The sequence below is a fragment of the Streptomyces sp. NPDC007872 genome (assembly GCF_042868165.1).
Classification (GTDB): domain Bacteria; phylum Actinomycetota; class Actinomycetes; order Streptomycetales; family Streptomycetaceae; genus Streptomyces.
The window spans coordinates 537571-564484 of sequence record NZ_JBIAEA010000002.1 but is presented as its reverse complement, the minus strand read 5'-3'; the positions used below and the strand labels follow the sequence as shown (position 1 = coordinate 564484).

The window sequence follows — 26914 nt, the reverse complement described above, 5'->3', positions numbered from 1 at the left end:
TCGGCAGCGGCGGGCTGGTCCGCTCGCCGGGAATCGGATCGCCGTCAACGGAGTTGGTGGGGGGACGAGCCGTTACCGGAGGGGTCATGCGAGCGATTCAGGTGTACGAAGTGGGCGGTCCCGAGGTGCTGCGGGAGGCCGAGGTGGACCAGCCGCGGCCGGGTCCGGGCGAGGCGGTCGTGGAGGTCGCCGCGTCCGGGGTCAACTTCCTCGACGTCTACCACCGCGAAGGCCGGTACCGCCTCCCGCTGCCCTTCACCCCGGGCTCTGAGGGCGCCGGCACGGTCGTCGAGGTCGGACCCGGCGTCGCCGACGTCGCGGTCGGGGACCGGGTCGGCTGGGTGGAGATTCCCGGCACGTATGCCGAGCGGGCCGTCGTGGACTCCTCCCGGCTGGTGCCGCTGCCCGACGACATCGACTTCGAGACGGCCGCCGCCGTGCTCCTCCAGGGCATGACCGCGCACTATCTCGTCAAGGACGCCTACCCGGTCCAGGAGGGCGACACGGTACTCGTGCATGCGGCCGCCGGTGGCATGGGGCTGCTTCTGACCCAGCTCGTCACCCGTCTCGGCGGCAGGGTGATCGGCACGACGTCGACCACGGCGAAGGCCGAGCTGGCGAAGCGTGCCGGGGCCGCCGAGGTGATCCTCTCCTCCGCGGTCGACGATCTCGCGGCCGAGGTGAGGCGGCTCAACGGCGGTCGGGGACTGCCGGTCGTCTTCGACGGCGTCGGCGCGCACACCTTCGACGCGAGCCTCGCCAGCCTGCGGCCCCGAGGCCATCTCGTGCTCTTCGGCGCGGCAAGCGGTGCCGTGCCGCCGTTCGATCCGATCCGGCTCGCCCACGGCGGTTCGCTGACCCTGATCCGGCCCAGCCTCGGGCACTTCATCGCCGATCGGTCCGAACTGCTCCGACGGGCCGTCGACGTGTTCGAGTGGGTGCGCTCCCAGGCGCTCGAGGTCACCGTGACGGGCCGCTACGCATTGTCCGAGGCCGCCCGGGCCCACAGCGATCTGGAGGCTCGGCGCACCACCGGCAAGCTGCTCGTCGTACCCGGTGCGGCCGCCACGGGACGCCGCGAGGAGACGCAGAGCTGATCGCGGGTCTTGAAGCAGTTCGTCCTCTCGGGCGGAGATCGCCCCGATCGCGTCGACTGGAGATCCGTCGAGTTGTGATCCGCGCCCGTCTCCCGCCGGGAGGACGGGCACTCCGTGGAGCCGGCCTTCTGGTGTCCCTTCTGGCGTGGCGGTGCCACGCCACCGCTCAAGCGGCCGGGCGCCGCATCTCCCACACCAGGACCTCCGCGTCGCCGGTCGCGAGGAGGGTGAGGCCCTTCTCGTCGGTGGCGCGGGCCGCGTCGCCGGGGGCGAGGTCCTCGGTGCCGACGCGGACCGTGCCGCGGGTCACGTGGACGTACACGAAGTCGCCGTCCGGGAGCGGCGTCCGCTCGTCCTTCTCCGGGCGGTGGACGCGCAGGGTCGCGCCCGGGACCTCGTATGCCAGGTCTCCGCCGCGTCCCCGTACCACCTCGTACGCCGGTTCCCCGTCGAACGACAGCGGGGCGAGCCACATCTGTACGAAGGTCAGCGGGGCGTCGCCGTCGTTGCGTTCGGCGTGGCGGACGCCGGACGCCGCGCTGAGGTGCTGGAGGTCGCCCGCGCGGACGAGCGTCGCGCGGCCCGTCGAGTCGCGGTGGGTGAGTTCGCCCTCCACGACCCAGGTGACGATCTCGGTGTGGCCGTGCGGGTGCTCGTCGAAGCCGGCCCCCGGGGCGAGGCGCTCCTCGTTGCAGGCGATCAGCGAGCCGAAGCGGAGGTTGTCCGGGTCGTAGTGCGGGCCGAAGGAGAAGGCGTGCCTCGTTTCGACGCCGGTCGCCGGGTCGCCGCCGGGGTAGCGCTCGCCCGCGCGCTGGATGCGTATCACGGGCCCCACCGTAATCGTCCGGCCGCCCCCCGCCGGAGGGGAACCCGCCCCGGCCCCGCACGCCGGCGTCCGGATGAGGCAGTCTTGTCCCCGTGCCTGAACCCGTGAACGCCTCCCATCCGCACGCCGCGACCCTGAAGCGCCTCGAACAGTCCTCGGGGCGGCTCGCCGCCGGCGCCATCGCCCGCATGGACGAGACGCTGCCGTGGTACCGCGCGATGCCGCCCGAGAACCGGTCGTGGATCGGGCTGGTCGCCCAGGCCGGCATCGCCGCGTTCACGGAGTGGTTCCGGCACCCGGAGACCCCGCAGGCGATCTCGACGGACGTCTTCGGCACCGCGCCCCGCGAGCTGACCCGGGCGATCACCCTGCGCCAGACCGTGGAGATGGTCCGGACGACCATCGAGGTGATGGAGTCCGCGATCGAGGAGGTCGCCGCCCCGGGCGACGAGTCGGTGCTCCGCGAGGCGCTCCTCGTCTACGCCCGGGAGATCGCCTTCGCCACCGCCCAGGTGTACGCGCAGGCCGCCGAGGCCCGGGGCGCGTGGGACGCGCGCCTGGAGTCGCTCGTCGTGAACGCCGTGCTGTCCGGCGAGGCGGACGAGGGGGCGGTGTCGCGGGCCGCCGCGCTCGGCTGGAACTCCCCGGAGCACGTGTGCGTGCTGCTCGGCACGGCTCCGGACGGGGACAGCGAGCTGACGGTGGAGGCGATCCGCCGGGCCGCCCGGCACGCCAAGCTCCAGGTGCTCACCGGGGTCCTGGGCAACCGCCTCGTCGTGATCGCGGGCGGCAGCGACAACCCCCTCGGCGTGGCGAAGGCGCTGATCGGGCCGTACGCGGCGGGGCCCGTCGTGGCCGGTCCCGTGGTGCCGGACCTGCTCGCGGCGACGCGTTCCGCGCAGGCCGCCGCGGCCGGGCTCAAGGCGTGCACGGCCTGGCAGGACGCGCCGCGACCCGTCCTCGCGGACGATCTCCTTCCGGAGCGCGCCATCGCCTCGGACCCTTCGGCGCGCGAGCAGTTGGTGGAGGAGATCTACAGACCACTGGAGGAAGCGGGGTCGGCGCTTCTGGAAACTCTCAGTGTGTACCTGGAGCAGGCGAGCAGCCTGGAAGGCGCGGCGCGGATGCTCTTCGTCCACCCGAACACCGTGCGCTACCGGCTCCGACGTGTGACCGACGTCACCGGCTGGTCACCCTCCGACGTCCGCTCCGCCTTCACCCTGCGGATCGCGCTCATCCTGGGACGCTTGGCCGACGGCGACACGCAGTCCTAGACTTTTGTCGAACACCAACAATTCCCCCGACGGTTCTTCGTCCTTGTCCTCACGGGCGCTCGGAGCCGTCCCCAAGAGAGAGTGTGAGGGTGCTCGTACTCGTCGCTCCCGGCCAAGGCGCCCAGACGCCCGGCTTCCTGACCCCCTGGCTCGAACTCCCCGGCGCCGCCGACCGCGTGGCGGCCTGGTCCGACGCCATCGGGCTCGACCTCGCCCACTACGGCACGAAGGCGGACGCGGACGAGATCCGTGACACCGCCGTGGCGCAGCCCCTCCTCGTCGCCGCCGGCCTGCTCTCCGCCGCCGCGCTCGGCGACGACCTCGCGCCCGGCGTCGTCGCCGGTCACAGCGTCGGCGAGTTCACCGCGGCCGCGTTCGCGGGCGTCCTCGACGACACGGCGGCGCTGCGTCTCGTGCGGACCCGCGGACTCGCGATGGCGGAGGCCGCCGGGACCGCCCCGACCGGCATGTCGGCGCTGCTCGGCGGTGACCCCGAGGTGACCGTCCCGCACCTGGAGAAGCTCGGCCTGACGGCCGCGAACGTGAACGGCGCGGGCCAGATCGTGGCCGCCGGCACCCTGGAGCAGTTGGCCGCCCTGGAGGCGGACAAGCCCGAGGGCGTCCGCCGGGTCGTGGCGCTCAAGGTGGCCGGTGCCTTCCACACGCACCACATGGCCCCGGCGGTGGCGAAGCTGGAGGAGGCGGCGGCACTGCTGTCGCCGGCCGCTCCGACCACCCGCTACGTCTCCAACAAGGACGGCCAGGTCGTCATGGACGGCGCCGAGGTCGTGTCCCGGCTGGTCGGCCAGGTCGCGAACCCGGTCCGCTGGGACCTGTGCATGGAGACCTTCCACGACCTGGGCGCGACGGCGCTGATCGAGGTGTGCCCCGGCGGCACCCTGACCGGCATCGCCAAGCGGGCGCTGCCGGGTGTGGCCACGGTCGCCCTGAAGACTCCCGACGACCTCGACGCGGCCCGTACGCTCGTCGCCGAGCACGCGGCCGTCTGACTAGGAGTGTCGAGAAGCATGTCGAAGATCAAGCCCAGCAAGGGCGCCCCGTACGCGCGGATCCTCGGCGTGGGCGGTTACCGTCCCACCCGGGTCGTGCCGAACGAGGTGATCCTCGAGAAGATCGACTCGTCCGACGAGTGGATCCGCTCGCGCTCCGGCATCGCCACCCGTCACTGGGCCTCTCCGGAGGAGACCGTCGCCGCGATGTCGGTGGAGGCCTCCGGGAAGGCCATCGCGGACGCCGGGATCCGCCCGGAGCAGATCGGCGCCGTGGTCGTCTCCACGGTGTCGCACTTCCACCAGACCCCGGCGATCGCGACGGAGATCGCGGACCGCATCGGGGCGGGCAAGCCCGCCGCGTTCGACATCTCCGCCGGCTGCGCGGGCTTCGGCTACGGCCTGACGCTCGCCAAGGGCATGATCGTCGAGGGTTCCGCGGAGTACGTGCTCGTCATCGGCGTCGAGCGGCTGAGCGACCTGACGGATCTGGAGGACCGCGCGACGGCCTTCCTGTTCGGCGACGGCGCCGGCGCCGTGGTCGTCGGTCCGTCGGACGAGCCGCACATCGGCCCCACGGTCTGGGGTTCCGAGGGCGACAAGGCGACGACGATCAAGCAGACCGTGCCGTGGGACGCGTTCCACGGCGGCGACGTCTCGAACCTGCCGCTCGACTCGCAGGGCGCGATCAAGTTCCCGGCCATCACGCAGGAGGGTCAGGCGGTCTTCCGCTGGGCCGTCTTCGAGATGGCGAAGGTCGCCCAGCAGGCCCTGGACGCCGCCGGCATCACGGCGGACGACCTGGACGTCTTCATCCCGCACCAGGCGAACATGCGGATCATCGACTCGATGGTGAAGACGCTGAAGCTGCCGGAGCACGTCACGGTCGCCCGTGACGTGGAGACCACCGGCAACACCTCGGCCGCCTCGATCCCGCTCGCCATGGAGCGGCTCCTGGCGACCGGGAAGGCGAAGAGCGGCGACACCGCGCTCGTCATCGGCTTCGGGGCGGGTCTCGTCTACGCCGCGACGGTCGTTACCCTCCCCTAGGCACCCGGATCTCCCGGAAGCCCCTTACCGAAGCAATCACAGAAGGAGCGCCACCATGGCCTTCACCCAGGAGCAGATCGTCGAAGGTCTCGCCGAGATCGTCAACGAGATCGCCGGCATCCCGACCGAGGACGTCGAGCTCGACAAGTCCTTCACCGACGACCTGGACGTCGACTCGCTGTCCATGGTCGAGGTCGTCGTCGCCGCCGAGGAGCGTTTCGAGGTCAAGATCCCGGACGAGGACGTCAAGAACCTCAAGACCGTGGGCGACGCCGTCGACTACATCCTGAAGCACCAGGGCTGATCCGGCCCTCGCTGTTCCGGTCAGCCACCCGGCGGTGGCGCCGCATTCCGACCATCACACACATGGAGAACGAATTCCTGTGAGCTCGACCAATCGCACCGTGGTCGTCACCGGTATCGGCGCAACCACACCGCTGGGTGGCGACTCCGCATCGACCTGGGAAGGTCTGATCGCGGGGCGCTCCGGCGTCCGTCCGCTCGAGGGCGAACGTTTCGCCGAGCTGCCCGTCAAGATCGCCGCGACGGCCGCCGTCGACCCCGGCGATGTCCTTCCCCGTCCGCTGGCCCGCAAGCTGGACCGCTCGGCGCAGTTCGCCGTGATCGCGGCCCGCGAGGCGTGGGCCGACGCGGGCTACACCGCTCCGGCCGGTGAGGACGAGAAGATCGTGCCCGAGCGGCTCGGTTCCGTCATCGCCTCCGGCATCGGCGGTGTCACCACGCTGCTCGACCAGTACGACGTGCTGAAGGAGAAGGGCGTCCGCCGCGTCTCCCCGCACACCGTCCCCATGCTCATGCCCAACAGCCCCTCGGCGAACGTGGGTCTGGAGGTGAACGCCCGGGCGGGCGTCCACACCCCGGTCTCCGCGTGCGCGTCGGGCGCCGAGGCGATCGGCTACGCCGTCGAGATGATCCGTACCGGCCGTGCCGACGTGGTCGTCGCCGGTGGTACCGAGGCCGCGATCCACCCGCTGCCGATCGCCGCCTTCGCCAACATGATGGCGATGTCCAAGAACAACGACGCGCCGGAGAAGGCCTCGCGCCCGTACGACACCGGCCGTGACGGCTTCGTGCTCGGCGAGGGCGCGGGCGTCGTGGTCCTGGAGTCCGCGGCGCACGCGAAGGCGCGCGGCGCGCGCGTCTACTGCGAGGTCCTGGGCCAGGGCCTGTCGGCCGACAGCCACCACATCGCGCAGCCCGAGCCGACCGGCCGGGGCATCGCGGCCGCGATGCGGAACCTGCTGGACTCGACGGACCTGAAGCCGTCGGAGGTCGTCCACCTGAACGCGCACGCCACGTCGACGCCGCAGGGTGACGTCGCCGAGGTCAAGGCGCTGCGGAAGGTCCTGGGCGACGACCTGGACCACGTCGCGATCTCCGCGACGAAGTCGATGACGGGTCACCTCCTGGGCGGCGCGGGCGGCATCGAGACCGTCGCGACGGTCCTGGCGCTCCACCACCGCCTCGCCCCGCCGACGATCAACGTCGACGACCTGGACCCGGAGATCGACGCGGACGTGGTCCGCGGCGAGCCGCGCGCGCTGCCGGAGGGCACGATCGCCGCGATCAACAACTCGTTCGGCTTCGGCGGCCACAACGTGGTGCTGGCGTTCCGTACGGTCTGATCACGGATCCCGCTGGACGTGTGAGGCCCGCTCCCCCGGCTGAGGGGGGGGGCGGGCCTCCGTCGTGTTCCAGGGCCGTCAGACGACCTGGTGGAGCCAGCGGACCGGGGCGCCCTCGCCCGCGTAGCGGAAGGGTTCCAGTTCGTCGTCCCAGGGCTTGCCGAGGAGTGCGGCGATCTCGGTTTCCAGCGGGGTCTCGCCCTGCGCGGAGCGCGCCAGGGCGGCCCGGAGGCGGTCCTCGGGGACCAGGATGTCGCCGTGCATGCCGGTGACGGCGTGGAAGATGCCCAGGTCGGGGGTGGCGCTGTAGCGCTCGCCCTCGGCGGTGGGGCAGGGCTCCGCGGCGACCTCGAAGCGGAGCATCTGCCAGCCGCGCAGCGCCGAGGCGAGCCGGGAGGCGGTGCCGGTCTCGCCCCGCCAGGAGAGCTCGGCTCTCCAGGTGCCGGGGGACGCCGGCTGGCGGACCCAGTCGAGCTGGACCCTCGCACCGAGGACGCCCGCCACCGCCCATTCGACGTGCGGGCAGAGCGCGCGCGGTGCGGAGTGTACGTACAGGACTCCACGTGTCGTCACCGGGACCTCCAGTGTGGGACGAGGTTCGCCTTTTCCCAGCGGCCTCAGTAAACATCATCGGGAGTAGATCTTCACAAACCCTCAAAAAGTGGACAGGTTGTGACCTGATGTAATTTACCGGAGCCGATCGGCGAGGGCGCCTCTGGTTCGACGGGGGAAAAGCTACCGTGCCGCACCGTCATCGGGGTGACGTACGGTCGGACCGATGACGGTGCACACGAAGCTTTCACCCACCAGGACGCCGAAGGAGGGACCCGGGATGCGCGCCCGACGCCGTTTCCCCACCGCCGTCGCCACCGCGACGGCGGCGCTGCTGTGCGCGGGAGCGCTGGCCGGGTGTTCGTCCGGGACCCCCGGGAAGGCGGCTCCCACGAGCACGCCGGCTCCCGCGCCCACCTCCTCCTGGGACGTCTCCCCCGCCTCCCTCGCCGCCGTCGGCGACTCCATCACCCGCGCCTTCGACGCCTGCTCGCTCCTCTCGGACTGCCCCGAGGCGTCCTGGGCGACCGGCACGGACGCGGCCGTCAACAGCCTGGCACTGCGCCTCCTGGGCCCGGAGAAGGCGGCCGGCCGGAGCTGGAACCTGGCGCGGACGGGGGCGCGCATGGCGGACCTCCCCGGGCAGATGACCGCGGCCGCGGCCCGGAAGCCGGAGCTGGTGACGGTGATGATGGGCGCGAACGACGCCTGCCGGCCGACTCCCGGCCTGATGACCCCGGTCGAGGAGTTCCGCGCCTCCTTCGGGGCGGCGCTCGCCCGACTGCGGAAGGCCGCGCCGAAGGCGCAGGTGTACGTGGCGAGCGTGCCGGACCTGAAGCACCTGTGGTCGACGGGGCGGATCGGCGGTGCGGCGAGCGTGTGGGACCTGGGCATCTGCGGCGCGATGCTGGCGGACGCCACGGACCTGGGGCCCGCGGCCGAGCGACGGCGCGCGACGGTGTCGGAGCGGGTGGACGCGTACAACCGGGTCCTGGCGGAGGTCTGCGCGCAGGACGAGCGCTGCCGCTACGACGGCGGGGCGGTCCACGGGTTCCGCTTCGGCGAAGGGCAGTTGAGCCCCTGGGACTGGTTCCATCCGAGCCGGGACGGCCAGGCGCGACTGGCGGAGCTGGCGTACCGGCGGATCACGGCGGGGTGAGGGGCCCCGGGGCGGGTGTCAGGTCCCGCCCCGGAGCCGTCCCGGGGCCCGCGCCGGAGGGTCAGTCGATCTCCAGCGCGACCGTCAGGCGCACGTCGTCGAGGGAGTGTGCGGCCCTGACCTCGTATGCCCCGGGAACGAACGTCCAGTCGTCCTTCTCCTCGTCCCAGACCTCGAAGGCCCGGCGGGAGAGCGCGATCGCGGTCTCGACGGTCTCCCCGGGGCCCGCCGCGACGCTCGCGAAGCCGGCGAGGACGCGGGCCGGGCGCTCGACGGCGCCCGAGGAGGGCGCGGGCGCCAGATAGACCTGGACGGTCTCGCGGCCCGGCCGGTCGCCGGTGTTGGTGATCCGGACGGTGGCCGTGTCGGGGCCCGCGACCAGGGAGTCGTACGACCAGGTGGTGTAGCCGAGGCCGTGGCCGAAGGCGTACGCGGGGGTCCGCCCGCTCCGGTCCCAGGCGCGGTAACCGATGAAGGGGCCCTCGGCGTAGGCGAGTTCCCCGTCGACGGGGACGACGTCGGTGACGGGGGCGTCGGCGAGGACGGCGGGCCAGGTGGTGGGGAGGCGTCCGCCGGGCTCCTCGGCGCCGGTGAGGACGTCGGCGAGGGCGGCGCCGCCCTCCTGGCCGGGGAACCAGGTGAGCAGGACCGCGGCCACGTCCTCGCGCCAGGGCATCTCGACCGGGGAGCCGGCGTTGACCACGACCACGGTGTTCGGGTTGGCGGCGGCGACGGCCCGTACGAGGTCGTCCTGGCGGCCGGGGAGGGCGAGGTCCGTGCGGTCGAAGCCCTCGGACTCGACGCGTTCGGTGGTGGCGACGACCACGACGGCGGTGTCGGCGGCGCGGGCTTCCTCGACGGCTTCGGCGATCAGTTCGTCGGGGTCGCGGCGCGGACCGAGGTGGACGAGGGAGAAGGCGACGACCGGCAGCGGGGCCGCGAACTCCTCGTCCAGGGTGTGGAGCAGGGAGACCTCGACGGTCTCGCCCGCGGTGAGCGGGACCCTGGCGCGCTCGACCGGGGAGCCGAAGAAGGCCTCGAAGGGGTCGGTCTCGGAGCCCATGGCCTGGACGCCGTCGAAGACGGTCCCGCCGGCGACGGTGAGGACGAAGGCGCCGAGGCCGCGGGTGCCGAAGGAGTGCTCGCCGGTCTCGCGCGGGGTGAAGGTGCCGACGACCTCGACGGAGGCGAGGGCCTCGTGGGTGACGCCCTCGGGCAGGTCGTCGCCGATCCACTGCACCTGGCCGCCGGGCAGGGAGCCCTCGCCGAGCAGGTTCCCGGCGGCGTCGCGGCAGCGGGCGCGGAGGGCGAAGCCCTGTCCGGCGGGGGCGGGTTCGTCGCTGGGGTCGGCGCCGACCGCGTACGTCAGGGCGCCTTCGGGCGGGGCGGCGGCGAGGCCGTCGAGCGGGGAGACGACGTGGTCGGGGAAGACCTGGGCGGAGCCGCCGCCGAGGACGCGGGCGTCGCGGGCGGCGGCGCCGGAGAGGGCGACGGTGGTGCCGGGGGCGAGGGGGAGGACGGGGTCGCCGGTCCGTACGGGGTCCTCCGTCCGTGCGGGGTCCCCGGCCCGTACGGGGCTCCCCGCGGACTCGCGGACGGCGTTCCGTACGAGGACGAAGCCGCGGTGGGCGAGTTCGCGGGCCAGGGCGTCGCCGTCGATCGGGGCGGGAGGCTCCGTGACGGCCGGCGGGGCGCCTTCGAGGGCGCCGACGCGGGCGGCGAGCCGCAGGACGGTGCGTACGGCCGCGTCGACGGCGGACTCCGCCACCTCCCCGGCGCGGACGGCGGCGGCGAGGGCCTCGCCGTAGACGGTGGCCGGTCCGGGCATGGCGACGTCGAGACCGCCCCGGAGGGCGCCGGCGGTGGAGCGGGCGGCCATCCAGTCGGAGACGTTGATGCCGTCGAAGCCCCACTCGCCGCGCAGGACCTCGTTCACCAGCTCGTGGTGTTCGGTCATGGTCACGCCGTTGACCTGGTTGTAGGCGGTCATGATCCCCCAGGGGCGGGCGTTCTTGACGATGGCCTCGAAGGGGGCGAGGTAGAGCTCGCGGAGCGGGCGGGGGGCGACGCGGTTGTCGACGGTGAAGCGGTCGGTCTCGGCGTCGTTGGCGACGAAGTGCTTGACGGTGGTGCCGACCCCGCCGTCCTGGACGCCCAGGACGTAGCCGGTGCCGATCGCGCCGGTGAGGAGCGGGTCCTCGCCGTAGGCCTCGAAGTGGCGGCCGCCGAGGGGGCTGCGGTGCAGGTTGACGGTGGGGGCGAGCAGGACGTGCACGCCCTTGCGGCGGGCCTCCTGGGCGAGGAGGCGGCCGGCCCGGCGGGCGAGCGCGGGGTCCCAGGCGGCGGCGAGCGCGGTCGGGGAGGGCAGGGCGACGGAGGGGTCGTCGGCGGTCCAGCGGACGCCCCGGACGCCGATGGGCCCGTCGGACACGACCAGGGACTCCAGCCCGATCTCGGGCAGGGGGTGCAGGCTCCACATGTCCCGCCCGCCGAGCAGCCGGGCCTTGGCGTCCAGGCCGAGCTTGCCCAGTGCCGCCTCGACGACCGCCTCCCGGGCGGCCTCCCCCGCCGTGCCCGCGTCCGTGCCGCTCTCCGCCATGGCCGTACCTCCTCGTCGACGTGCCGATGGGCCCATCGTGCACCCGTTTCCCTGTAGGGAGGTAGGCGATGTGATGATTCTGTTACTTATATGAAGGGGTGAAGAGGTGAAGAGGTACGGTCCTGTCCGACGGACCTGTGGAAGGGGGCCCCGGGGATGGTGCGGGCCAGGAGCGAGGAGCGGCGCGCGGACATCGTGCGCGCCGCCCTCGAAGTGATCGCCGAGCGCGGTTACCGGGGCGCGTCGCTCGCCTCCGTCGCCGAGCGCGTCGGACTGTCCCAGCAGGGGCTGCTGCACTACTTCCCGACGAAGGAGGCCCTGCTCGTCGCCGTCCTGGAGGAACGGGACCGCTGGGACACCAGCGGCGGTCGGGGCCGCGAGGGCTGGCGCCTCGACCTGATCGACTCCCTCGTGGAGTACAACGCGATGCGCCCCGGGATCGTGCAGACCTTCTCCGCGCTGCTCGGCGAGAGCGTCACGGAGGGGCATCCGGCGCGGGAGTTCTTCACCGAGCGGTACGCCCAGGTCCGGGCGCACATGGCGGAGGTGCTGCGCCTGGAGTTCGGCGAGCGGCTGCCCGGCGGCCTCACTCCGGAGCGCGCGGCGCCGCTGCTCACGGCGGTGATGGACGGCCTCCAGTACCAGTGGCTCCTGGACCCGTCGGCGGTCGACATGCCGGGCGCCTTCCGGGACTTCGTACGGTTGCTGTACGGCGGCGGGGACCCTTCCTGACCGGTGTCGCGGCCCGAGCGGGATGATGGGGCCATGATCGTCGCAGCCACCCAGTTCGCCCCGGTCGCCGGGGACGTCGACGCCAACGCGCGGACCGTCGCCCGCCTGGTCCGGGAGGCCGGGGAGGCGGGGGCCCGCGTGGTCGTCTTCGCCGAGCTCTGCCTCAGCGGGTACGAGCCCACGCTGATCCGGGACTCCCCCGGCCTGGTCCTCGCCGAGGACGACCCCCGGCTCGCGCCCGTGCGGGAGGCGTGCCGCGCGGTGTCGGCGGCGGCCGTGGTCAACGGGCCGGTGCGGACGGCGGACGGACGCCCCGGCATCACCTCGCTGGTGATCGGCCCGGACGGCGAACTCCTCGCCCGCTACGACAAGCGGCACCTGTACGGCGTCGAGCGGGAGGTCTTCGCGCCGGGCACGGAGGACGGGCGGTTCGCGCTCGACGGGGTCCGGTTCGCGACGGCCACCTGCTACGACAACCGCTTCCCGGAGCTCGCCGGGCGGGCGGCGGCCGACCACTGCGCGGTCTACCTGGCGAGCTCGGTCCTGACCGCGGGCAACGACTCGTTCACGGAGGTCTATCCGGTACGGGCCCGGGACTTCGGCCTGTACGTGGTGCTCGGCAACGTCCTGGGGCCCAACGAGGACGGGGTGGGCCAGGGCGGCGCCGGCGTCTGGGGGCCGGACGGGGAGCGGCTCGCGGACGCGGGGCCGGACCGTCCGGGCTTCGTCCTCGCCGAGGTCGGCGGGGGCTGAGGCGCTTCGTGCGCGGGCGCTTCGGGCGCGGGTGCTTCGTGTGCGGGCCCTTCGTGTGCGGGCGTGCGGACGCCGGGCGGCCGTCGGGTCGGCCGCCCGGCGCGGGACCCCGTGGTGCGGGACCCCCGGCCCGCTACGGGGCGCTCAGACCCAGCGTGTAGGCGCCGGAGCCGCTGTACGCGTGGACCACGTACCGGTAGTAGCCCGCGGTGCCGTTGTAGCTGGTGTTCTCGTCGGCGGTCGCCGTGCCGCCCACGGCCACGTCGGTCCAGCCGTACCCGTTCCACTTCTGGAGGTACAGGTCGTAGTCCTGGCCGGACGGGCCGCGCAGGCAGCCCGTGTGGGTGCCGGACGTCGCCGAGTAGTAGTACGAGCCGTCGGGCTGGACCGCGGTCTGGCCGGACGTCAGGCTGCCCTGGTAGGTGCGCTGGGCGTTGGCGCAGCCGGTGGGCGGGGTCGTCGAGCCGACCGACAACTGGTAGGTGACGGTGTGGGTGGCGGAGCCCGTACCGGTGACGGTGATCGGGTACGTGCCGTTGGCGGTGCCCGCCGCGACCTGGACGGTCATCGTGGAGGAGTTGCCGGAGGTCACCGAGGAGGGGCTGAAGGAGACGGTGACGCCGCTCGGAGCGCCGCTCGCGGAGAGCTGGACGGTCTGCGCGTTGCCGCCGACGGTGGTGGTGTTCACCGTGGAGGTGACGGAGGCGCCGGCCTGGACCGAGCCCGAGGACGGGTTCAGGGCGAGCGAGAAGTCCGGGGTGCTGGTGCCGCCGCAGTCGGTCTCACCGGACTGGGCGGGGACGCCGATCGCGTTCCAGGCGGCCTTCACCGCGTTGCACTCGGCGCTGCCGTAGGTGTTCTTGGCGCTGGTCAGGGTCGCCTTGCGGGCGGCCAGGTGGTTCCAGGACGAGGTCTTCATCAGCAGGGCGCCCATGAAGATCTTGCCGGCCTTCTGGATGCCGACGCCGGTCACCGAGGAGGGGCCGCCGGAACATATGGGGCTGTTGGGCTTGCCCCCGCCCGGGTTGGAGCCCTCGGCGAGCAGGTAGAACCAGTGGTTCTGCGGGCCGGCCGCCGCGTGCACCTCGGTGCCCGAGGTGAGCTGGGTGTAGCAGTTGGGGTCGTTGCCGACGAGCGACGGGTTGTACATGTTGCGGATCGGCTGGTTGTTGCCGGTGAAGTTCAGCTTCTCGCCGACCGTGTAGTCGGGGGTGTCGTTGGGGTTGTTGGCGTAGTGCTCGGTGAGCGCGCCGAAGATGTCGCCGGTGGACTCGTTGAGGCCGCCGTTCTCGTTGGAGGAGCCGGCGCTGCCCGGGGTCCGGTCGAAGATCTCGTGGCCGTACTCGTGGGCCACGACGTCGATGCCGGTGAGCTGGTTGGTGCCGTTCTGGTTGCGGCCGTAGGTGGTCTTCGTACCGTCGTAGTACGCGTTGACCTCGCTCAGTCCGGCGCGGGCCGGGACCATGCCGCCCTGTCCGTTCTGCCCGTTGTAGCCGAACCACTCCTTGAGCATGGAGTGTTCCTTCTGCGCCGCGTACATGATGTCGACGCAGGCGGTCACCAGGTCGTTGGCGCCGTTGTTGCCCCAGGGCGGAGTGCCGGTGTAGGCGCTGCCGTTCTGGCCGCCGCACTTGAAGGAGCCGCGGGTGGTGTCGGTCATGGAGTTCGCGGCGGTGTCGATGGTGACGTTGCCGTTGTGGTAGCCGCGGCCGTCGGCGTGCAGGATCTTCTCGACCGCCTGCGCGACGGCTCCGGTGCGGGCGTCGACGTGGGTGTCGAGGGAGCTGGGGGCGCCCTTCGCGGTCCGGCCGACGACCAGGGTGTGCCAGGTCAGGACGGGCTTGCCGGCCTTGAGGAGCACGGTCAGTTCGGGGGTGCCCGCGGACTCGACGGAGGCGAGCTGCCCGCGTGCGGTGGCGAGGGCCGCGGCGGCGGGGACCTTGGCGGTGGTGGTGGCGAGCCGGATCGCGGGGGCCTTGGCGCCGGTGACCTCGCGGACCGCGCCCGCGGAGTCGGTGAGGACGACCGCGTCGCCGCCGCCGGCGACCGGGAGGCCCTTGTAGGTGCGCTCGTAGGCGGCGTAGTACAGGCCGTTCGCCCAGGGGGTGACCGAGGTCCGGACGAGTTCCTCGTCGGTGCCGTGCCGCAGCTCGTCCAGGCCGCTCTCGGCGGCGGTGTCGGCGGCGGCCAGGGCGAGGGACCTGCCGTGGCCGGGCGGTACGGGCTGGGCCTGCGGGCCGGACGGGGCCTGCGGGGCCGCGGTGGCGGGACCGGCGAGGGCGGTCGCGAGGCTCGCCGAGAGCGCCAGGGCGGCCACGGCCGCCGTGAGTCTGGAGGGGTGCACGTGGGCTCCGTTCGAGGTGGGGACCCGGGGTGGGGATGCCGGGGTGTGGGATCGGCCGGTGATCCGGGGTGCGGGGTCGGACCGGTGATCCGGGGTGCGGGGTCGGACCGGTGATCCGGGGTGCGGGGTCGGACCGGTGATCCGGGGTGCGGGATCGGGTGGGGATCCGGAGTGGGGGTCCGGAGTGAGGATCCGCAGTGGGGAAGTCGGATCGTCGGGCCGAGTATGGGCGTGGACATGGCCGGTCCGGGACATCCCATGCGGCATAAGACGCGGGTTATGGTGCGCCCGCGCGGTGCTGCGTACGCTGCTGAAATGCAACTGGAGTTGAGGCATCTCGAGGCCGTCTGCCGGATAGCGGAAGCGGGCAGTCTGGGGCGCGCGGCGGTGCGTCTCGGGGTCTCGCAGCCGGCTCTTTCGGCGCAGTTGCGGCGGATCGAGCGGGTCGCGGGCGGGGAGCTGTTCCTGCGCGGTCGCAGCGGCGTGGAGCCCACGCCGCTCGGCGAGTTCGTGCTCGCCAAGGCGCGTCTGGTCCTGGGCGAGATGGACGCGCTGGCGGCCGGGGCCCGGGCCGTCGCGCCGGACGCCCCGCTGCGGCTCGGCTGCATCCTGCTCGTCCTGGTGGACCGGCTGATGGAGCGGCTCGAAGAGGTCCTGGCGGGGCGGGAGATCGCGGTGACCGTGGAGCACTCGGTAACCACGCTGACCCGGCAGTTGGGCGCGGGCCGGTACGACGCCGTGCTGTACGGGGAGGTCAACGACCACGAGGTGCCGCTGCCGGAGGGGGCCACGGCCCGGACGCTGGTCCCCAAGGAGCCGTTCTGCGTGCGCCTTTCGGCAGATCATCCGCTGGCCGCGAAGGAGCGGATCGCGCTCGCCGAGCTGGCGGGCGAGTCCTGGATGACGCTGGTGGAGGACGACGACGGCGGCCCGGAGGCGCTGGTCGCGGCCTGTGCGCGGGCCGGATTCGCCCCGCTGCTCCGGCACCGGGTGGCCGACCGCAAGATGCACTACGACCTGATCGCGGCGGGCCGGGCGATCTCGCTGAGCCAGCCGACGGCGCCGCCGGCCGCGGGGACGGTGCTGCGACCGTTGGAGGGCGATCCGGTGACGGGGCGGATCCGGCTGGCCTGGAACCGGGCGGCGGTGCCCGCCCGGCACGCGGAGCTGCTGTACCGGGCGGCGGCCGGGGCCTACGTGGCGAACGTGGGGACGAACGCCTTCCACCGGGAGTGGTGGGAGGCCCGGCCGGAGCTGCATCCGGCGCTGGAGGACCTGTCCGGGGAGGGCCGTTCGTAGGGGCCTCCGGGGTCACCCGTGACGGTCTCCGGGTCATCCGTGGTGGCTCCCGGGGTCACGGGTGTCGGCCCCCGGGGTCACGCGTGTCGGCTTCCGGAGTCACCCGGGGGAAACGTCCCCGGCCATGTGGCGGCAGGTCGTCGCGCTCCTGCGTCAGTGGGGGAAGCGGTGCACTCCCTGGGCTCCGTCGGACGGAGGAAGGATGCCGTCGTGTCGCCCGTTCTCCGGGAAGTCGTCGTCCCGGTCCGCGTCGGCGGTCTCGCCGCGCAGGTCGCGGGCCATCAGGGTGGCTCCGGCGACCGCGCCCGGCATCAGGAAGACGGCGACGAAGGGCACGAGGAAGGCGAGGGTCAGCGGAACTCCGAAGCCCAGGACGGTGAACCGGCGCCCGCGGAGCAGCCCCAGCCGCTCCTTGAGCGCGACGCCGCGGCGCTGGAGCGCGACGGAGGTCAGCTCCTCGGTGAGGAAGAAGCCGGAGACGCAGAAGCCGATGACGGGGACGACGGTCTGGCCGACCACCGGGATGAAGCCGCAGGCGAAGAGCAGGATGCCGTAGAACGCGACCCGCAGCAGGATCCGCAGGCTGTCCCGGGCCGAGATCCACAGCTCGCGCCAGAGCGGGAGCCCGGACTCGGGCACCTCGCCGCCCTCGCCGCGGTCGACCGCCTCGGAGAGCGACTCGTAGAAGGGCTGGCCGACGAGGAGGGTGACGGCGGTGAAGGTGATGACGGCGAGGAAGAGGCCGAAGAGGAAGACGAGGGCCGTGAGGGCGCCGCGCAGGACGTCGAGCCAGGGCGAGGTCCAGTCGTCGGCGAACGGGGTCGCCCAGGCGGCCAGGTCGTCGGCGCCGTAGCCGAGCCCGACGAGGGCGCCCGCGTAGAGGACGAGGGTCACGAGTCCGGGCAACAGCCCGAATCCGAACCACCGCCCGTGCTTGGCCACCCACTTCTGGCCCTTGACCAGGTATCCGAAACCCGCCCCGAGATCACGCATGGGGGTCACCCTATCGGGGCCGTTCGAGGGCCTGTTTCCGGCCGCGGACCTGCTTCCGGACACAGGCCTGCTTCCGGACGCGGCGAGGGCCGCACCCCGGTCGGTCGGGGTGCGGCCCTCGTGCGCTGTCGCGCGTCCGGACCCGGAGGTCCCTGCTCAGACCGCGAGCTCCACCGTGATGTTGCCGCGGGTCGCCTTGGAGTACGGGCAGACCTGGTGGGCCTTCTCGATGAGGCTCTTGGCGGTCTCGGCGTCCACGTTCGGGATGGTCGCCGAGATCTTGACGATGAGGCCGAAGCCGTCGTCGTTCTTGCCGATGCCGACCTCGGCGGTGACGGTCGAGCCGGACACGTCGGCGTTCTCGTTGCGGGCGACGACCCCGAGGGCGCCCTGGAAGCAGGCGCTGTAGCCGGCCGCGAAGAGCTGCTCGGGGTTGGTGCCCTCGCCGGAGCCGCCCATGGCCTTGGGCGGGTTGACGACGACGTCGAGCTTGCCGTCGTCGGTGGCGACGCGTCCGTCGCGGCCGTTCTCGGCGGTGGCGACCGCGGTGTAGAGGACGTCGGAGTGCTGGATGGACATGCTGGGTACTTCCTTCTGCGGTTCGCCGCGACTCGCGCCCACGATCGCGACGGCTGGGGGAAGCCTAGCGGGTCACACCGAGACGATCATCTTCCCGGTGTTGTCGCCGCGCAGCAGGCCGAGGAAGGCGTCCACGCCGTTCTCGATGCCCTTGGCGAAGGTCTCGCGGTGCTTGAGCTCGCCGGAGGCGAGCCAGCCGCCGACCTCCTGGACGAAGCGCTCCTGGAGGTCGTAGTGGTCGCCGACGAGGACGCCCTGGAGCCGCAGCCGCTTGCCGATGATCTGCGCCATGTTGCGCGGGCCGGGGACCGGCTCGGTGTCGTTGTACTGGGCGATCATGCCGCAGATGGTGGCGCGGCCGTGCACGTTGAGCGAGGAGATCGCGGCTTCGAGGTGGTCCCCGCCGACGTTGTCGAAATAGACGTCGATGCCGTCCGGGGCGGCCTCGCGGAGCTGGTCCTTGACCGGGCCGTCCTTGTAGTTGAAGGCGGCGTCGAAGCCGAGCTCCTCGACCAGCCACGCGACCTTCTCGTCGGAGCCGGCCGAGCCGATGACCCGGGAGGCGCCCTTGATGCGGGCCATCTGACCGACCTGGCTGCCGACGGCGCCGGCCGCGCCGGAGACGAAGACGGCGTCGCCCTCCTTGAAGGAGGCCACCTCGAAGAGGCCGGCGTAGGCCGTGAGGCCGGTCATGCCGAGCACGCCGAGGTAGGCGGAGAGGGGCGCGAGGTCGGGATCGACCCTGGTCGCGTGCTGGGCGGGCACGTCGGCGTACTCGCGCCAGCCGAGACCGTGCAGGACGTGGTCGCCGACGGCGAACCCCTCGGCGTTCGAGGCGACGACCTCGCCGACCGCGCCGCCGTCCATGGGGTGGTCGAGCTTGAACGGCGGGACGTACGACTTCACGTCGTTCATCCTTCCGCGCATGTACGGGTCGACGGAGAAGTGCAGGTTGCGCACGAGGATCCGGCCCTCGGCGGGCTCGGCGACCGAGGTCTCGCGCAGGGCGAAGTCCGCGGGGACGGGCCAGCCGTGCGGGCGGGCGACGAGGTGCCACTCACGGCTGGACACGGGAAGAGCGGACATGGCACGGCCTCCAGAAAAGCTTCAGATCGAAAAAGATTCACTGCCTGAAACAACCATGCGCCTTGATATTTCATGTTGTCAAGCATCCGGGTAGGATGGGCCCCATGGCCACCTCACGCACGGACCCCCTGACCTTCGAAGTCGTCGAGCTGATCGGCACGGTCGTGGCGCGCTACTACGAGGAGTACGAGCAGGCGGCCGCGCAGCACTCCCTGACCGGAGCCCAGGCCCGGGTCCTCGGCCTGCTCTCGCTCGAACCGCTGCCGATGCGGCGCATCGCCCAGAAGCTGAAGTGCGAGCCGTCCAACATCACCGGGATAGTCGACCGCCTGGAGGCGCGCGGCCTCGTGGAGCGCCGGCCCGCCCCGGACGACCGGCGGGTCAAGCTGGCCGTCCCCACGGACGAGGGCCGGGCCGTCGCCCGCCGGCTGCGCGAGTCGCTCGACTTCGCGCGCGAGCCGCTCGGCGAGCTGACCGAGGTCGAGCGGACCCTGCTGCGGGACCTGCTGAAGCGGATGCTGGGCGAGGCCCCGGCGTAGGGCGCGGGCCGGGGCGTACGCCGGGAGTCCGCGCCCGTACGCGCTTCCTTACACGCACCACCAGAGGAAGCGGGTGCAGGTGGGGGTCGGCTCCGGCGTCGGGGTCGCGGTCGGCGCGGGGCCGGTGGCCGGGGGCGTGGAATTGCCGGGCTTGCCGGGGTTCCCCGGAGTCCCGGGCCTTCCGGGGCCTGAGGACGTCGGGTCGTCGGCGGACGGGGTCGCTTCGGGCGAGCCGGAGGGCGGGGCCGGGGAGGTGGCGTCCGGCGACTGCGCCGGGGCGCCGCCGTCCCCGCCCTGGCCGGTGGCCGGACCGGAGCCGGCGGATCCGGAGCCGGGTGCGACGCCGGAACCGGAGCCGGAGCCGGTGTCCGATCCCTCGTCGGCCCCCTGCCCCGTACCGACGCCTGTACCAATGCCCGTACCGACGCCCGTACCGACGCCCGCGCCGGCTCCGGCGGTGGAGCCCGCGCTGACCTGACGGGGGCGGGTGGACGCGGAGTCCGGGGCGTCCGTCACCGGGGCCGGGCCGGAACCGTCCGGCGCTCCGGTGCTCTCGACGGGGTCCGGACGCAGCGGGCTCTCGGTGACCTCCAGCTCCTGGACGGCCGTGGCGGGGCCGCCCGGCGGCGGCTCCTCCAGGGCCAGTTTCGCCAGGCTCAGCGTGCCGGCCGCGAGCACGAGGCCCAGCGTCCCCAGCAGGACCGTGCGGCCCCGGCGCGCCCGCGAACGCCTCCCGCGGCGCGCGGAACGGCCCCGCGCGGCGGTGCGGGTGGCGCGGCGGCCGGCGGCGGGCGGGCGCGGCGGCTCGACGACGTCCAGTTCGTAGACGTGCTCGGGCGCCACGGCCGGGGAGGGCCCCGGGGTCGCGGCCGGGGCCGGGGAGGGCTCCGGCGCCGGGGTGGCGGCGGGGGCCTGCCGGGGAGCGGCGCTGTGGGGGGTCTCGTACCGCAGTTCCTCCACGGGGGTCCCGCACCCGGCGCAGGCGAGGGCCCCGTTGAGATGCCGCCGGCACGCGTGGCAGTAGTCCATGGGGCCCGCAGGCTATGCGTCCCGGCGCACCGTCAGATAGGCGCGAACGTGAGGATCCTGTGAGGAAACCGCAGGTCGGCGCCGGTGCGTCGCGATTCTCCCGCTTCGGGAAGGATCGCCTCCGGATCCTCCCCCCGAGCCTCCGGGTCCCTTTCCGACGCTCCGGAACCGACCGGCTCCGGAGGGTTCGCCTCCGGTGGCGCAGGACCCCCGGGCGGTCCCGTCGACGGCACCGCCCGATCCTTCCGAACCGTCCTCCTCCGCCGGGGAGGGCGCCCCGCCACGCCCCCGGCCGGCGCAGCCCAGCGCGCGCCCGGGGCCGGACGGCCGGACGATGCGAAGAGGACCGCGCACCACCTCGCACGTGCCGGCACCGCACTCCGGAGGAACCGCCATGACCGTCAGCCTTGAGCAGTTGCGCCGCTGCCATGTCGCCGTCGACCTGGGTGCCTCCCGCACCCGGGTCTTCGTCAAGGGCGCCGGACTCGTCGTCGACGAGCCGAGCGTCGCCGCCGTCAACATCCGTACCGGCGCGCTGATCGCCGTGGGCGAGCTGGCCGAGAAGATGACCGGCCGCACCCCCGACTACATCCGGGTCGTGCGCCCGGTCTCGGGCGGCACGGTCGTCGACATCGAGATGGCGCAGCGGATGCTCCGTCACCTCCTGGGCGAGAAGCTGCGCCGGCAGTTGCGCCGCAAGCCCCGGCTGCGCGCGGCCGCGTGCACCCCGCACGGCAGCGACCCGCTGGCGCAGCGCGCCACCGTGGAGACCCTGGTCGGTCTCGGGGCGCGCCGGGTCGAGCTGGTCGACACCCTGATCGCGGCGGCCGTGGGCTGCGACCTGCCCGTCGAGCAGCCGACCGCGACCATGATCATGGTCTGCGGGGCGGCGACCACACAGGTCGCGGTGCTCTCGCTGGGCGCGATCGTCACGGCGGAGCGGATGCCGGTCGGCGGCGACGCCATCGACCACGCGATCGTCCAGCACCTGCGCCACCACCACGAGCTGATGCTGCCGAGCCAGTCGGTGCGTCCGCTGCAACTGGCCCTCCGGGGCAACGGCCTGACGGCCGAGGGTCCGGCCTGGACCGAGATCCACGGCCGGGACGTCGCCACGGGCCTGGCCCGTTCGGTGACCGTCGACACCGCCGCCGTGCGGGAGGCCATCCACACCCCGCTGACGGCGGTCCTCGACGGCATCGGGAAGGTGCTGCGGGACTGCCCGCCGGACCTGGTGGCCGACCTCGCGGACCGGGGAATCATGATGGTCGGCGGCTCCGCCCTGCTGCCGGGCCTCGACGAGATGCTGCGCGAGGCGACCGGGATGCCGGTGCAGATCGCCGAACGGCCGGACGTGTGCGCGGTCCTGGGCCTCGGCGCGATGCTGGAGGGCAGGGTCCAGCCGATGACGCTGGACCCGCTGTCGGTGCGGGACCCCTTCGCCGAGGAGGAGAAGGAGAAGGAGGAGGAGAAGGAAGAGGTGTGACCCCCGGTCTGCCGCAAAGCACCGAAAAGACCCCTTCGTACGACAATGAGACCATGACGCTCATGCACGAGGACAGGGACGAGGGGGTCTCCGGAGCGCGGGACGGGAACGGGGACTCCGGAGCAAGGGCCGGAGGCAGGACCGAGGACACCTCCGGAGCGCGGAGCAGGAACACGGCCGAGGACACCTCCGGAGCGCAGAGCAGGAACACGACCGAGGACACCTCCGGAGCGCAGAGCAGGAACACGGCCGAGGACACCTCCGGAGCGCAGAGCAGGAACAGGACCGAAGACGCCCCCGGGCCGCAGGGCGGGGACCCGTCCCGTCTCCCCCTCCTGCTCGAAGCGGTCCTCGGCGTCGGCACGGATCTCGAACTGCACGCCACGCTCCAGCACATCGTGGACTCCGCCACCGAGCTGATCGGCGCCCGCTACGGCGCGCTCGGGGTCGTCGACCCCGAGCGCCGCCGGCTCACCGACCTCTTCACCGCCGGCATGACGGAGGAGGAGCGGCGGCGCATCGGCGGCCTCCCCGACGGCACCGCCGACCGGACCGGCGCCCTGGTCCGGGACCCGCGGCCGCTGCGGCTCGACGACCTGACGGCCGATCCGCGCTCCTCCGGCGTGCCCGAGGGGCACCCGGAGGTCCGCGCCTTCCTCGGCATCCCGATCCGGGTCCACACCGAGGTCTTCGGCAACCTCTACCTCACCGAGAAGCGGACGGGCCGCTTCACCGAGGAGGACCTCGCCCTGCTCCGGGTGCTCGCCTCGCAGGCCGGGATCGCCATCGGCAACGCCCGTCTGTACGAGACGGCCCGGCAGCGGGAGCGCTGGATCGAGGGCGCGGCCGCGGTGACCACGGCCCTGCTCACCGGCGCGTCCGCCGAGAACGCCCTGACGACCGTCGCCGAACGGGCCCGCATCCTCGCCGCCGCCTCGGCCGGGGTGGTCCTCCAGCCCACCGCGGAGGGCGGGATGGAGATCGTCGCGGCCTCGACCCGGGACGACCCGGGCGACCTGATCGGCACGACGATCGCGCCCGGCTCCCCCGTGCTCGTCCAGCTCCTCGGCGGGGAGCCCGTCTTCGTCGAGGACTCGGCGACCGACCCGCGGATGACGACCCGCGTCCGGTCCCGCTTCGGACCGTCGATGATGCTGCCGCTGCGCAGCGGCGGGAAGCTCGTCGGCACCCTCGCCCTCCCCCGGCGGCGCGGCGACCCGCCGTACTCGGCGGTGGACCGGCTGCTGGCCTCGCAGTTCGCCTCGCAGGCGGCGCTCGCGCTCGTCCTCGCCGACGCGCGCCAGGACCGGGAGCGGCTCGCGGTGTACGAGGACCGGGACCGGATCGCCCGGGACCTGCACGACCTGGTCGTCCAGCGCCTGTTCGCCACGGAGATGATGCTGGAGTCGACCCGGCGGCGGGCGGCGGGATCCTCCGAGGAGAGCACGCTGCTCGGCCGGGCGGTGGACGAGCTGGACTCCACGATCCAGGAGGTCCGCACGGCCATCTTCGCGCTCCAGCAGCCGCCGGCGGACGCCCCGACGACCTTCCGGGGACGGGTGCTGCGCGAGACCGGCGGGGCGGCGGCCCTGCTCGGCTTCCAGCCGTCCGTGCACTTCTCCGGCGCGGTCGACGCCCTCGTCGACGAGGAGACCGGGGAGAGGCTCCTCGGCGCCCTGCGCGGGGCGCTCGCGGCGGCGCACCGGCGGTCCGGCGTCGGCGCGATCACCGTCGGGGTGACGGCCGGGGACGGGGGCGTCCGGCTGCGGATCGAGGACGACGGGACCCCGCCGACCGTGGTGACCTGGCCCGAGGGCCCGTAGGGAGGCACGTACAGGACCCGTAGGGGATCAGGTACGGGGCCGTAGGAATCACGGACGGGATCCCCGTAAGGAATCACGGACGGAGTCCCCGTACGGAATGAGGTACGGAGCCCCCGTACGGAGCAGTCCGGCGCGCCCCGCCCCCGCGCCGGACCTTGACTGGAGGGGTGGACACCGACACCAAGCCCCCGACCGCGGCGGCCTACCGCAATCTGGTGATGGCCACCATCGGCTTCACGCTCACCTTCTGGGCGTGGAACCTGATCGCACCGCTCGCGAGTTGGTACGGCGACCGGCTCGGCCTCAGTTCCTTCCAGCAGTCGCTGCTCGTCGCGGTGCCCGTCCTGGTCGGCTCGGTCGGCCGCGTCCCCGCCGGCGCGCTGACGGACCGGTACGGGGCGAAGCTGATGTTCCCGCTGGCCTCGGCGCTGACGATCGTCCCCGTCCTGCTCCTGACCGTGGTCAAGGACAACTACGGCCTGATGCTGGTCGTCGGGTTCCTCCTGGGCCTGGGCGGCACCACGTTCGCGATCGGCATCCCGCTGGTCAACTCCTGGTTCCCGCCCGCCAAGCGCGGCCTGGCGCTCGGGGTGTTCGGCATGGGCATGGGCGGCGTGGCGCTCTCCGGCTACTTCACGCCCCGGATCGCGAAGCACGGCGAGAACCTGCCGTTCCTCGTGGTGGCGGTCGCGCTCGCCGCGTACGCGGTGCTCGCCTTCCTCCTCATCACCGACCGGCCCGACCGGCCCGTGCCCACCGCGTCGCTCGCGACCCGGCTGGGCTCGGCGGCGCGGCTGCGGGTGACGTGGGAGCTGTCGGCGCTGTACGCGATCGGCTTCGGCGGCATCGTCGCGTTCGGCGTCTACCTGCCGACGTACCTGAAGACCTGGTACGAGCTGGACCCGACGGACGCGGGCACCAAGGCCGCCGGCTTCGCCCTGGTCACCGTCGTCTTCCGGCCGATCGGCGGCTGGCTCTCGGACCGGTTCCACCCGGCGCTCGTGACGGCCGTCGCGCTGGGCACGGCCGCCCTGTTCGCGATCGTCCAGGCCTTCGACCCGCCGCTGTACCCGGGCGGCACGATCGCCCTCCTGGTGATGGCGGCCGGGCTCGGCACGTCGAGCGGCTCGGTCTTCGCGCTGGTCTCCCAGGTCACCCCGCAGGCCAAGGTCGGCAGCGTGACCGGCATCGTCGGCGCGATGGGCGGCCTGGGCGGCTTCCTGCCGCCGCTGGTGATGGGCGCCATCTACAGCGCCAAGGACTCGTACTCGATCGGCTTCATGCTCCTCTCCGACCTGGCGCTCGCGGGCTGCGTGTACGCGTACGGGCGGATGCGCGGACTCCGGCCGGGCGGCGAGGAGCCGGATCCGGAGCCGGCGCGGACGACGGCGGGGCGTCCCTGAGGAGGCCTCCGGGCAACCTCGGGGGAAGCTCGGGGAAGCGTTCGGAGAATGCCGCCGGCGCACGGGCAGAATCCTCCCGGTGACCTTGGCGAGACCCCTCGCCCCCGACCCGAGGAGGACGACCGGTGAGTGAGCTCTTTCCCGCCGTCGCTGCCCGTTCCGACCGGCCCGCGCTGCGCTGCGGCGCGGACTCGCTGACGTACGGGGAGCTGGCGCGGGCCGCCGGTTCCCTCGCCGCCCGGCTCGGCGGCGTGGAGCGGGTCGCCGTCTGGGCCACCCCGAGCGCGCGCACGGCGGTCGCGGTGGTCGCCGCCCTGCTCGCGGGCGTCCCCGCCGTGCCGCTCAATCCGCGCACGGGCGAGCGGGAGCTGGCGCACATCCTCGGGGACAGCGCGCCCGGCGCGGTGCTCGCGGGCCCGGAGGACATACTGCCGGCGGGGCTCGCGAAGCTCCCCCGGATCGACGTGGGGCTCGACGCGACCGGTTCCCTCCCGGCGGCGCTCGACGCGACCGGTTCCCTCCCGGCGGCCGGGGAGGAGGAGATCGACCCCGAGTCCCCCGCCCTGGTCGTCTACACCTCCGGCACGACGGGCCCGCCGAAGGGCGTCCTGCTCTCCCGCCGGGCGGTCGCCGCGTCGCTCGACGCGCTCGCCGAGGCCTGGGCGTGGACGGCCGACGACGTCCTGGTGCACGCGCTGCCGCTGTTCCACGTCCACGGACTGGTCCTCGGGATCCTGGGTCCGCTGCGACGCGGCGGCGAGGTCCGGCACCTGGGCGCGTTCTCGGTGGAGGGGGTGGCGCGGGAGCTGGGCGCCGGGGGCGGCACGGTGCTGTTCGGCGTGCCGACCATGTACCACCGGCTCGCGGACGCGCTCTCCGACGACGAGGGGCTGGTCCGGGCGCTGGCCGGGGCGCGGCTCCTCGTCTCCGGTTCGGCGGCGCTGCCGGTCCACGACCACGAGCGGATCGCGGCGGCGACGGGCCGGACGGTCGTGGAGCGGTACGGGATGACGGAGACCCTGATGAACACCAGCGTGCGGCCGGGCGGGCAGCCCCGGCCGGGGACGGTAGGCACCCCGCTGCCGGGCGTGGAGCTGCGGCTCGTGGACGAGGACGGCTCGGTGCTCGGCGCGTGCGACGGGGAGGCGGTCGGGGAGGTGCAGGTGCGCGGCCCGAACCTGTTCTCCGGCTATCTGAACCGTCCGGAGGCGACGGCGGCGGCCTTCGACGGGGACTGGTTCCGCACCGGTGACGTGGCGGTGCGGGAGGCGGACGGGACGGTGCGCCTGGTGGGCCGCCGGGCGACCGACCTGATCAAGAGCGGTGGCTACAAGATCGGGGCGGGCGAGATCGAGAACGCGCTCCTCGACCATCCGGGGGTGCGGGAGGCGGCCGTCACCGGCGAGCCCGATCCGGACCTGGGCGAGCGGATCGTGGCCTGGGTGGTGCCGGCGGACGCTTCGGCGCCCCCGGTGGAGACGGAGCTCGCGGACCACGTGGCCGGGCTCCTCGCCCCGCACAAGCGGCCCCGGGCGGTGCGCTATCTGGACGCGCTCCCCCGCAACGACATGGGGAAGGTCCTGAAGAAGGCGCTGCCGACGGCGGGGCGGACGTGAGGAGGCCGGGCCCCCCGGA

General features: G+C 73.4%; 23 protein-coding genes. 15 read left to right on the top strand and 8 right to left on the bottom strand.

The annotated features are described in order from the left end of the window. Window positions 1-86 precede the first annotated feature (86 nt). Window positions 87-1097 (top strand): quinone oxidoreductase family protein, encoded by a 1011-nt coding sequence (locus tag ACFYNX_RS07670; RefSeq protein ID WP_388658722.1) that lies wholly within the window; start codon window positions 87-89, stop codon window positions 1095-1097. Window positions 1098-1263: 166 nt separating this feature from the next. On the opposite strand, the gene ACFYNX_RS07665 is transcribed toward ACFYNX_RS07670, so the two are convergent. Beyond that, window positions 1264-1923, bottom strand: a complete 660-nt coding sequence (locus ACFYNX_RS07665) for a pirin family protein (protein WP_388658719.1) — start codon at window positions 1921-1923, stop codon at window positions 1264-1266. Window positions 1924-2015: 92 nt separating this feature from the next. On the opposite strand from ACFYNX_RS07665, the gene fasR reads away from it, so the two are divergent. From fasR to fabF, 5 genes are all read left to right on the top strand, one after another. Continuing rightward, window positions 2016-3197: a fatty acid biosynthesis transcriptional regulator FasR gene (gene fasR, locus ACFYNX_RS07660; RefSeq protein WP_365537953.1), complete on the top strand. Its 1182-nt coding sequence runs from the start codon at window positions 2016-2018 to the stop codon at window positions 3195-3197. Window positions 3198-3286: 89 nt separating this feature from the next. Continuing rightward, entirely contained in the window at window positions 3287-4207 is a 921-nt protein-coding gene (locus ACFYNX_RS07655; protein ID WP_388658717.1) for an ACP S-malonyltransferase, read from the top strand. An 18-nt stretch (window positions 4208-4225) separates the two neighbouring features. Further along, on the top strand, window positions 4226-5257 hold the full coding sequence (locus ACFYNX_RS07650; protein WP_125664663.1) for a ketoacyl-ACP synthase III: 1032 nt from the start codon (window positions 4226-4228) through the stop codon (window positions 5255-5257). A gap of 55 nt (window positions 5258-5312) precedes the next feature. Next, on the top strand, window positions 5313-5561 hold the full coding sequence (locus tag ACFYNX_RS07645; RefSeq protein WP_125664665.1) for an acyl carrier protein: 249 nt from the start codon (window positions 5313-5315) through the stop codon (window positions 5559-5561). Window positions 5562-5640: 79 nt separating this feature from the next. Then, the gene (fabF, locus tag ACFYNX_RS07640; protein ID WP_125664667.1) at window positions 5641-6903 is read left to right on the top strand and encodes a beta-ketoacyl-ACP synthase II; all 1263 of its coding nucleotides are present in this window, start codon (window positions 5641-5643) and stop codon (window positions 6901-6903) included. Between the two features lie 78 nt (window positions 6904-6981). On the opposite strand, the gene ACFYNX_RS07635 is transcribed toward fabF, so the two are convergent. Next, entirely contained in the window at window positions 6982-7476 is a 495-nt protein-coding gene (locus tag ACFYNX_RS07635) for a DUF3145 domain-containing protein (RefSeq protein ID WP_388658712.1), read from the bottom strand. A gap of 259 nt (window positions 7477-7735) precedes the next feature. On the opposite strand from ACFYNX_RS07635, the gene ACFYNX_RS07630 reads away from it, so the two are divergent. Continuing rightward, on the top strand, window positions 7736-8614 hold the full coding sequence (locus tag ACFYNX_RS07630; RefSeq protein ID WP_365537962.1) for an SGNH/GDSL hydrolase family protein: 879 nt from the start codon (window positions 7736-7738) through the stop codon (window positions 8612-8614). A 61-nt stretch (window positions 8615-8675) separates the two neighbouring features. On the opposite strand, the gene ACFYNX_RS07625 is transcribed toward ACFYNX_RS07630, so the two are convergent. Then, on the bottom strand, window positions 8676-11213 hold the full coding sequence (locus tag ACFYNX_RS07625) for a beta-glucosidase (RefSeq protein ID WP_388658709.1): 2538 nt from the start codon (window positions 11211-11213) through the stop codon (window positions 8676-8678). Window positions 11214-11369: 156 nt separating this feature from the next. On the opposite strand from ACFYNX_RS07625, the gene ACFYNX_RS07620 reads away from it, so the two are divergent. Both ACFYNX_RS07620 and ACFYNX_RS07615 read left to right on the top strand, forming a co-directional pair. Further along, a complete protein-coding gene (locus tag ACFYNX_RS07620) occupies window positions 11370-11945 on the top strand; it encodes a TetR/AcrR family transcriptional regulator (RefSeq protein ID WP_365537968.1) in 576 nt (191 codons plus the stop codon). Between the two features lie 33 nt (window positions 11946-11978). Continuing rightward, window positions 11979-12698 (top strand): carbon-nitrogen hydrolase family protein, encoded by a 720-nt coding sequence (locus tag ACFYNX_RS07615; protein ID WP_388658706.1) that lies wholly within the window; start codon window positions 11979-11981, stop codon window positions 12696-12698. A 133-nt stretch (window positions 12699-12831) separates the two neighbouring features. Here the strand turns inward: ACFYNX_RS07615 and ACFYNX_RS07610 are convergent, their stop codons facing one another. After that, window positions 12832-15042, bottom strand: a complete 2211-nt coding sequence (locus ACFYNX_RS07610; RefSeq protein WP_365537974.1) for a M4 family metallopeptidase — start codon at window positions 15040-15042, stop codon at window positions 12832-12834. A gap of 315 nt (window positions 15043-15357) precedes the next feature. Here ACFYNX_RS07610 and ACFYNX_RS07605 point away from each other — a divergent pair, with 315 nt between their 5' ends. Then, the gene (locus ACFYNX_RS07605) at window positions 15358-16341 is read left to right on the top strand and encodes a LysR family transcriptional regulator (RefSeq protein ID WP_125665175.1); all 984 of its coding nucleotides are present in this window, start codon (window positions 15358-15360) and stop codon (window positions 16339-16341) included. 153 nt (window positions 16342-16494) lie between these two features. On the opposite strand, the gene ACFYNX_RS07600 is transcribed toward ACFYNX_RS07605, so the two are convergent. The 3 genes from ACFYNX_RS07600 to ACFYNX_RS07590 form a co-directional block, all read right to left on the bottom strand. Further along, the gene (locus ACFYNX_RS07600; RefSeq protein WP_388658703.1) at window positions 16495-17334 is read right to left on the bottom strand and encodes an EI24 domain-containing protein; all 840 of its coding nucleotides are present in this window, start codon (window positions 17332-17334) and stop codon (window positions 16495-16497) included. Window positions 17335-17490: 156 nt separating this feature from the next. Then, entirely contained in the window at window positions 17491-17913 is a 423-nt protein-coding gene (locus ACFYNX_RS07595) for an organic hydroperoxide resistance protein (protein WP_388658701.1), read from the bottom strand. 72 nt (window positions 17914-17985) lie between these two features. Next, window positions 17986-18999, bottom strand: a complete 1014-nt coding sequence (locus tag ACFYNX_RS07590) for an NADP-dependent oxidoreductase (protein WP_388658699.1) — start codon at window positions 18997-18999, stop codon at window positions 17986-17988. A 104-nt stretch (window positions 19000-19103) separates the two neighbouring features. Between ACFYNX_RS07590 and ACFYNX_RS07585 the strand changes: the two genes are divergently transcribed. Then, window positions 19104-19538 (top strand): MarR family transcriptional regulator, encoded by a 435-nt coding sequence (locus ACFYNX_RS07585; RefSeq protein ID WP_365537983.1) that lies wholly within the window; start codon window positions 19104-19106, stop codon window positions 19536-19538. 48 nt (window positions 19539-19586) lie between these two features. Here ACFYNX_RS07585 and ACFYNX_RS07580 read toward each other — a convergent pair whose 3' ends face one another. Next, entirely contained in the window at window positions 19587-20567 is a 981-nt protein-coding gene (locus tag ACFYNX_RS07580; RefSeq protein WP_388658696.1) for a hypothetical protein, read from the bottom strand. A gap of 394 nt (window positions 20568-20961) precedes the next feature. Here ACFYNX_RS07580 and ACFYNX_RS07575 point away from each other — a divergent pair, with 394 nt between their 5' ends. From ACFYNX_RS07575 to ACFYNX_RS07560, 4 genes are all read left to right on the top strand, one after another. Then, complete coding sequence (locus ACFYNX_RS07575) at window positions 20962-22053, top strand: rod shape-determining protein (RefSeq protein ID WP_125665185.1); 1092 nt, start codon at window positions 20962-20964, stop codon at window positions 22051-22053. Between the two features lie 53 nt (window positions 22054-22106). Continuing rightward, window positions 22107-23876 carry a GAF domain-containing protein gene (locus tag ACFYNX_RS07570; RefSeq protein WP_388658693.1) on the top strand — a complete coding sequence of 590 codons (1770 nt, stop codon included), beginning with the start codon at window positions 22107-22109 and terminating at the stop codon, window positions 23874-23876. 218 nt (window positions 23877-24094) lie between these two features. Further along, on the top strand, window positions 24095-25279 hold the full coding sequence (locus ACFYNX_RS07565) for an MFS transporter (protein ID WP_388659749.1): 1185 nt from the start codon (window positions 24095-24097) through the stop codon (window positions 25277-25279). Between the two features lie 125 nt (window positions 25280-25404). After that, window positions 25405-26895 carry an acyl-CoA synthetase gene (locus tag ACFYNX_RS07560; RefSeq protein ID WP_388658690.1) on the top strand — a complete coding sequence of 497 codons (1491 nt, stop codon included), beginning with the start codon at window positions 25405-25407 and terminating at the stop codon, window positions 26893-26895. The last annotated feature ends 19 nt before the right edge of the window (window positions 26896-26914 follow it).

Coding starts and splice junctions, on each gene's coding strand:
- ACFYNX_RS07670 (WP_388658722.1), top strand. CDS start 87: ATGCGAGCGATTCAGGTGTACGAAGTGGGCGGTCCCGAGGTGCTGCGG.
- ACFYNX_RS07650 (WP_125664663.1), top strand. CDS start 4,226: ATGTCGAAGATCAAGCCCAGCAAGGGCGCCCCGTACGCGCGGATCCTC.
- ACFYNX_RS07645 (WP_125664665.1), top strand. CDS start 5,313: ATGGCCTTCACCCAGGAGCAGATCGTCGAAGGTCTCGCCGAGATCGTC.
- ACFYNX_RS07630 (WP_365537962.1), top strand. CDS start 7,736: ATGCGCGCCCGACGCCGTTTCCCCACCGCCGTCGCCACCGCGACGGCG.
- ACFYNX_RS07625 (WP_388658709.1), bottom strand. CDS start 11,213: ATGGCGGAGAGCGGCACGGACGCGGGCACGGCGGGGGAGGCCGCCCGG.
- ACFYNX_RS07620 (WP_365537968.1), top strand. CDS start 11,370: ATGGTGCGGGCCAGGAGCGAGGAGCGGCGCGCGGACATCGTGCGCGCC.
- ACFYNX_RS07615 (WP_388658706.1), top strand. CDS start 11,979: ATGATCGTCGCAGCCACCCAGTTCGCCCCGGTCGCCGGGGACGTCGAC.
- ACFYNX_RS07605 (WP_125665175.1), top strand. CDS start 15,358: ATGCAACTGGAGTTGAGGCATCTCGAGGCCGTCTGCCGGATAGCGGAA.
- ACFYNX_RS07600 (WP_388658703.1), bottom strand. CDS start 17,334: ATGCGTGATCTCGGGGCGGGTTTCGGATACCTGGTCAAGGGCCAGAAG.
- ACFYNX_RS07595 (WP_388658701.1), bottom strand. CDS start 17,913: ATGTCCATCCAGCACTCCGACGTCCTCTACACCGCGGTCGCCACCGCC.
- ACFYNX_RS07590 (WP_388658699.1), bottom strand. CDS start 18,999: ATGTCCGCTCTTCCCGTGTCCAGCCGTGAGTGGCACCTCGTCGCCCGC.
- ACFYNX_RS07585 (WP_365537983.1), top strand. CDS start 19,104: ATGGCCACCTCACGCACGGACCCCCTGACCTTCGAAGTCGTCGAGCTG.
- ACFYNX_RS07580 (WP_388658696.1), bottom strand. CDS start 20,567: ATGGACTACTGCCACGCGTGCCGGCGGCATCTCAACGGGGCCCTCGCC.
- ACFYNX_RS07575 (WP_125665185.1), top strand. CDS start 20,962: ATGACCGTCAGCCTTGAGCAGTTGCGCCGCTGCCATGTCGCCGTCGAC.
- ACFYNX_RS07570 (WP_388658693.1), top strand. CDS start 22,107: ATGACGCTCATGCACGAGGACAGGGACGAGGGGGTCTCCGGAGCGCGG.
- ACFYNX_RS07565 (WP_388659749.1), top strand. CDS start 24,095: ATGGCCACCATCGGCTTCACGCTCACCTTCTGGGCGTGGAACCTGATC.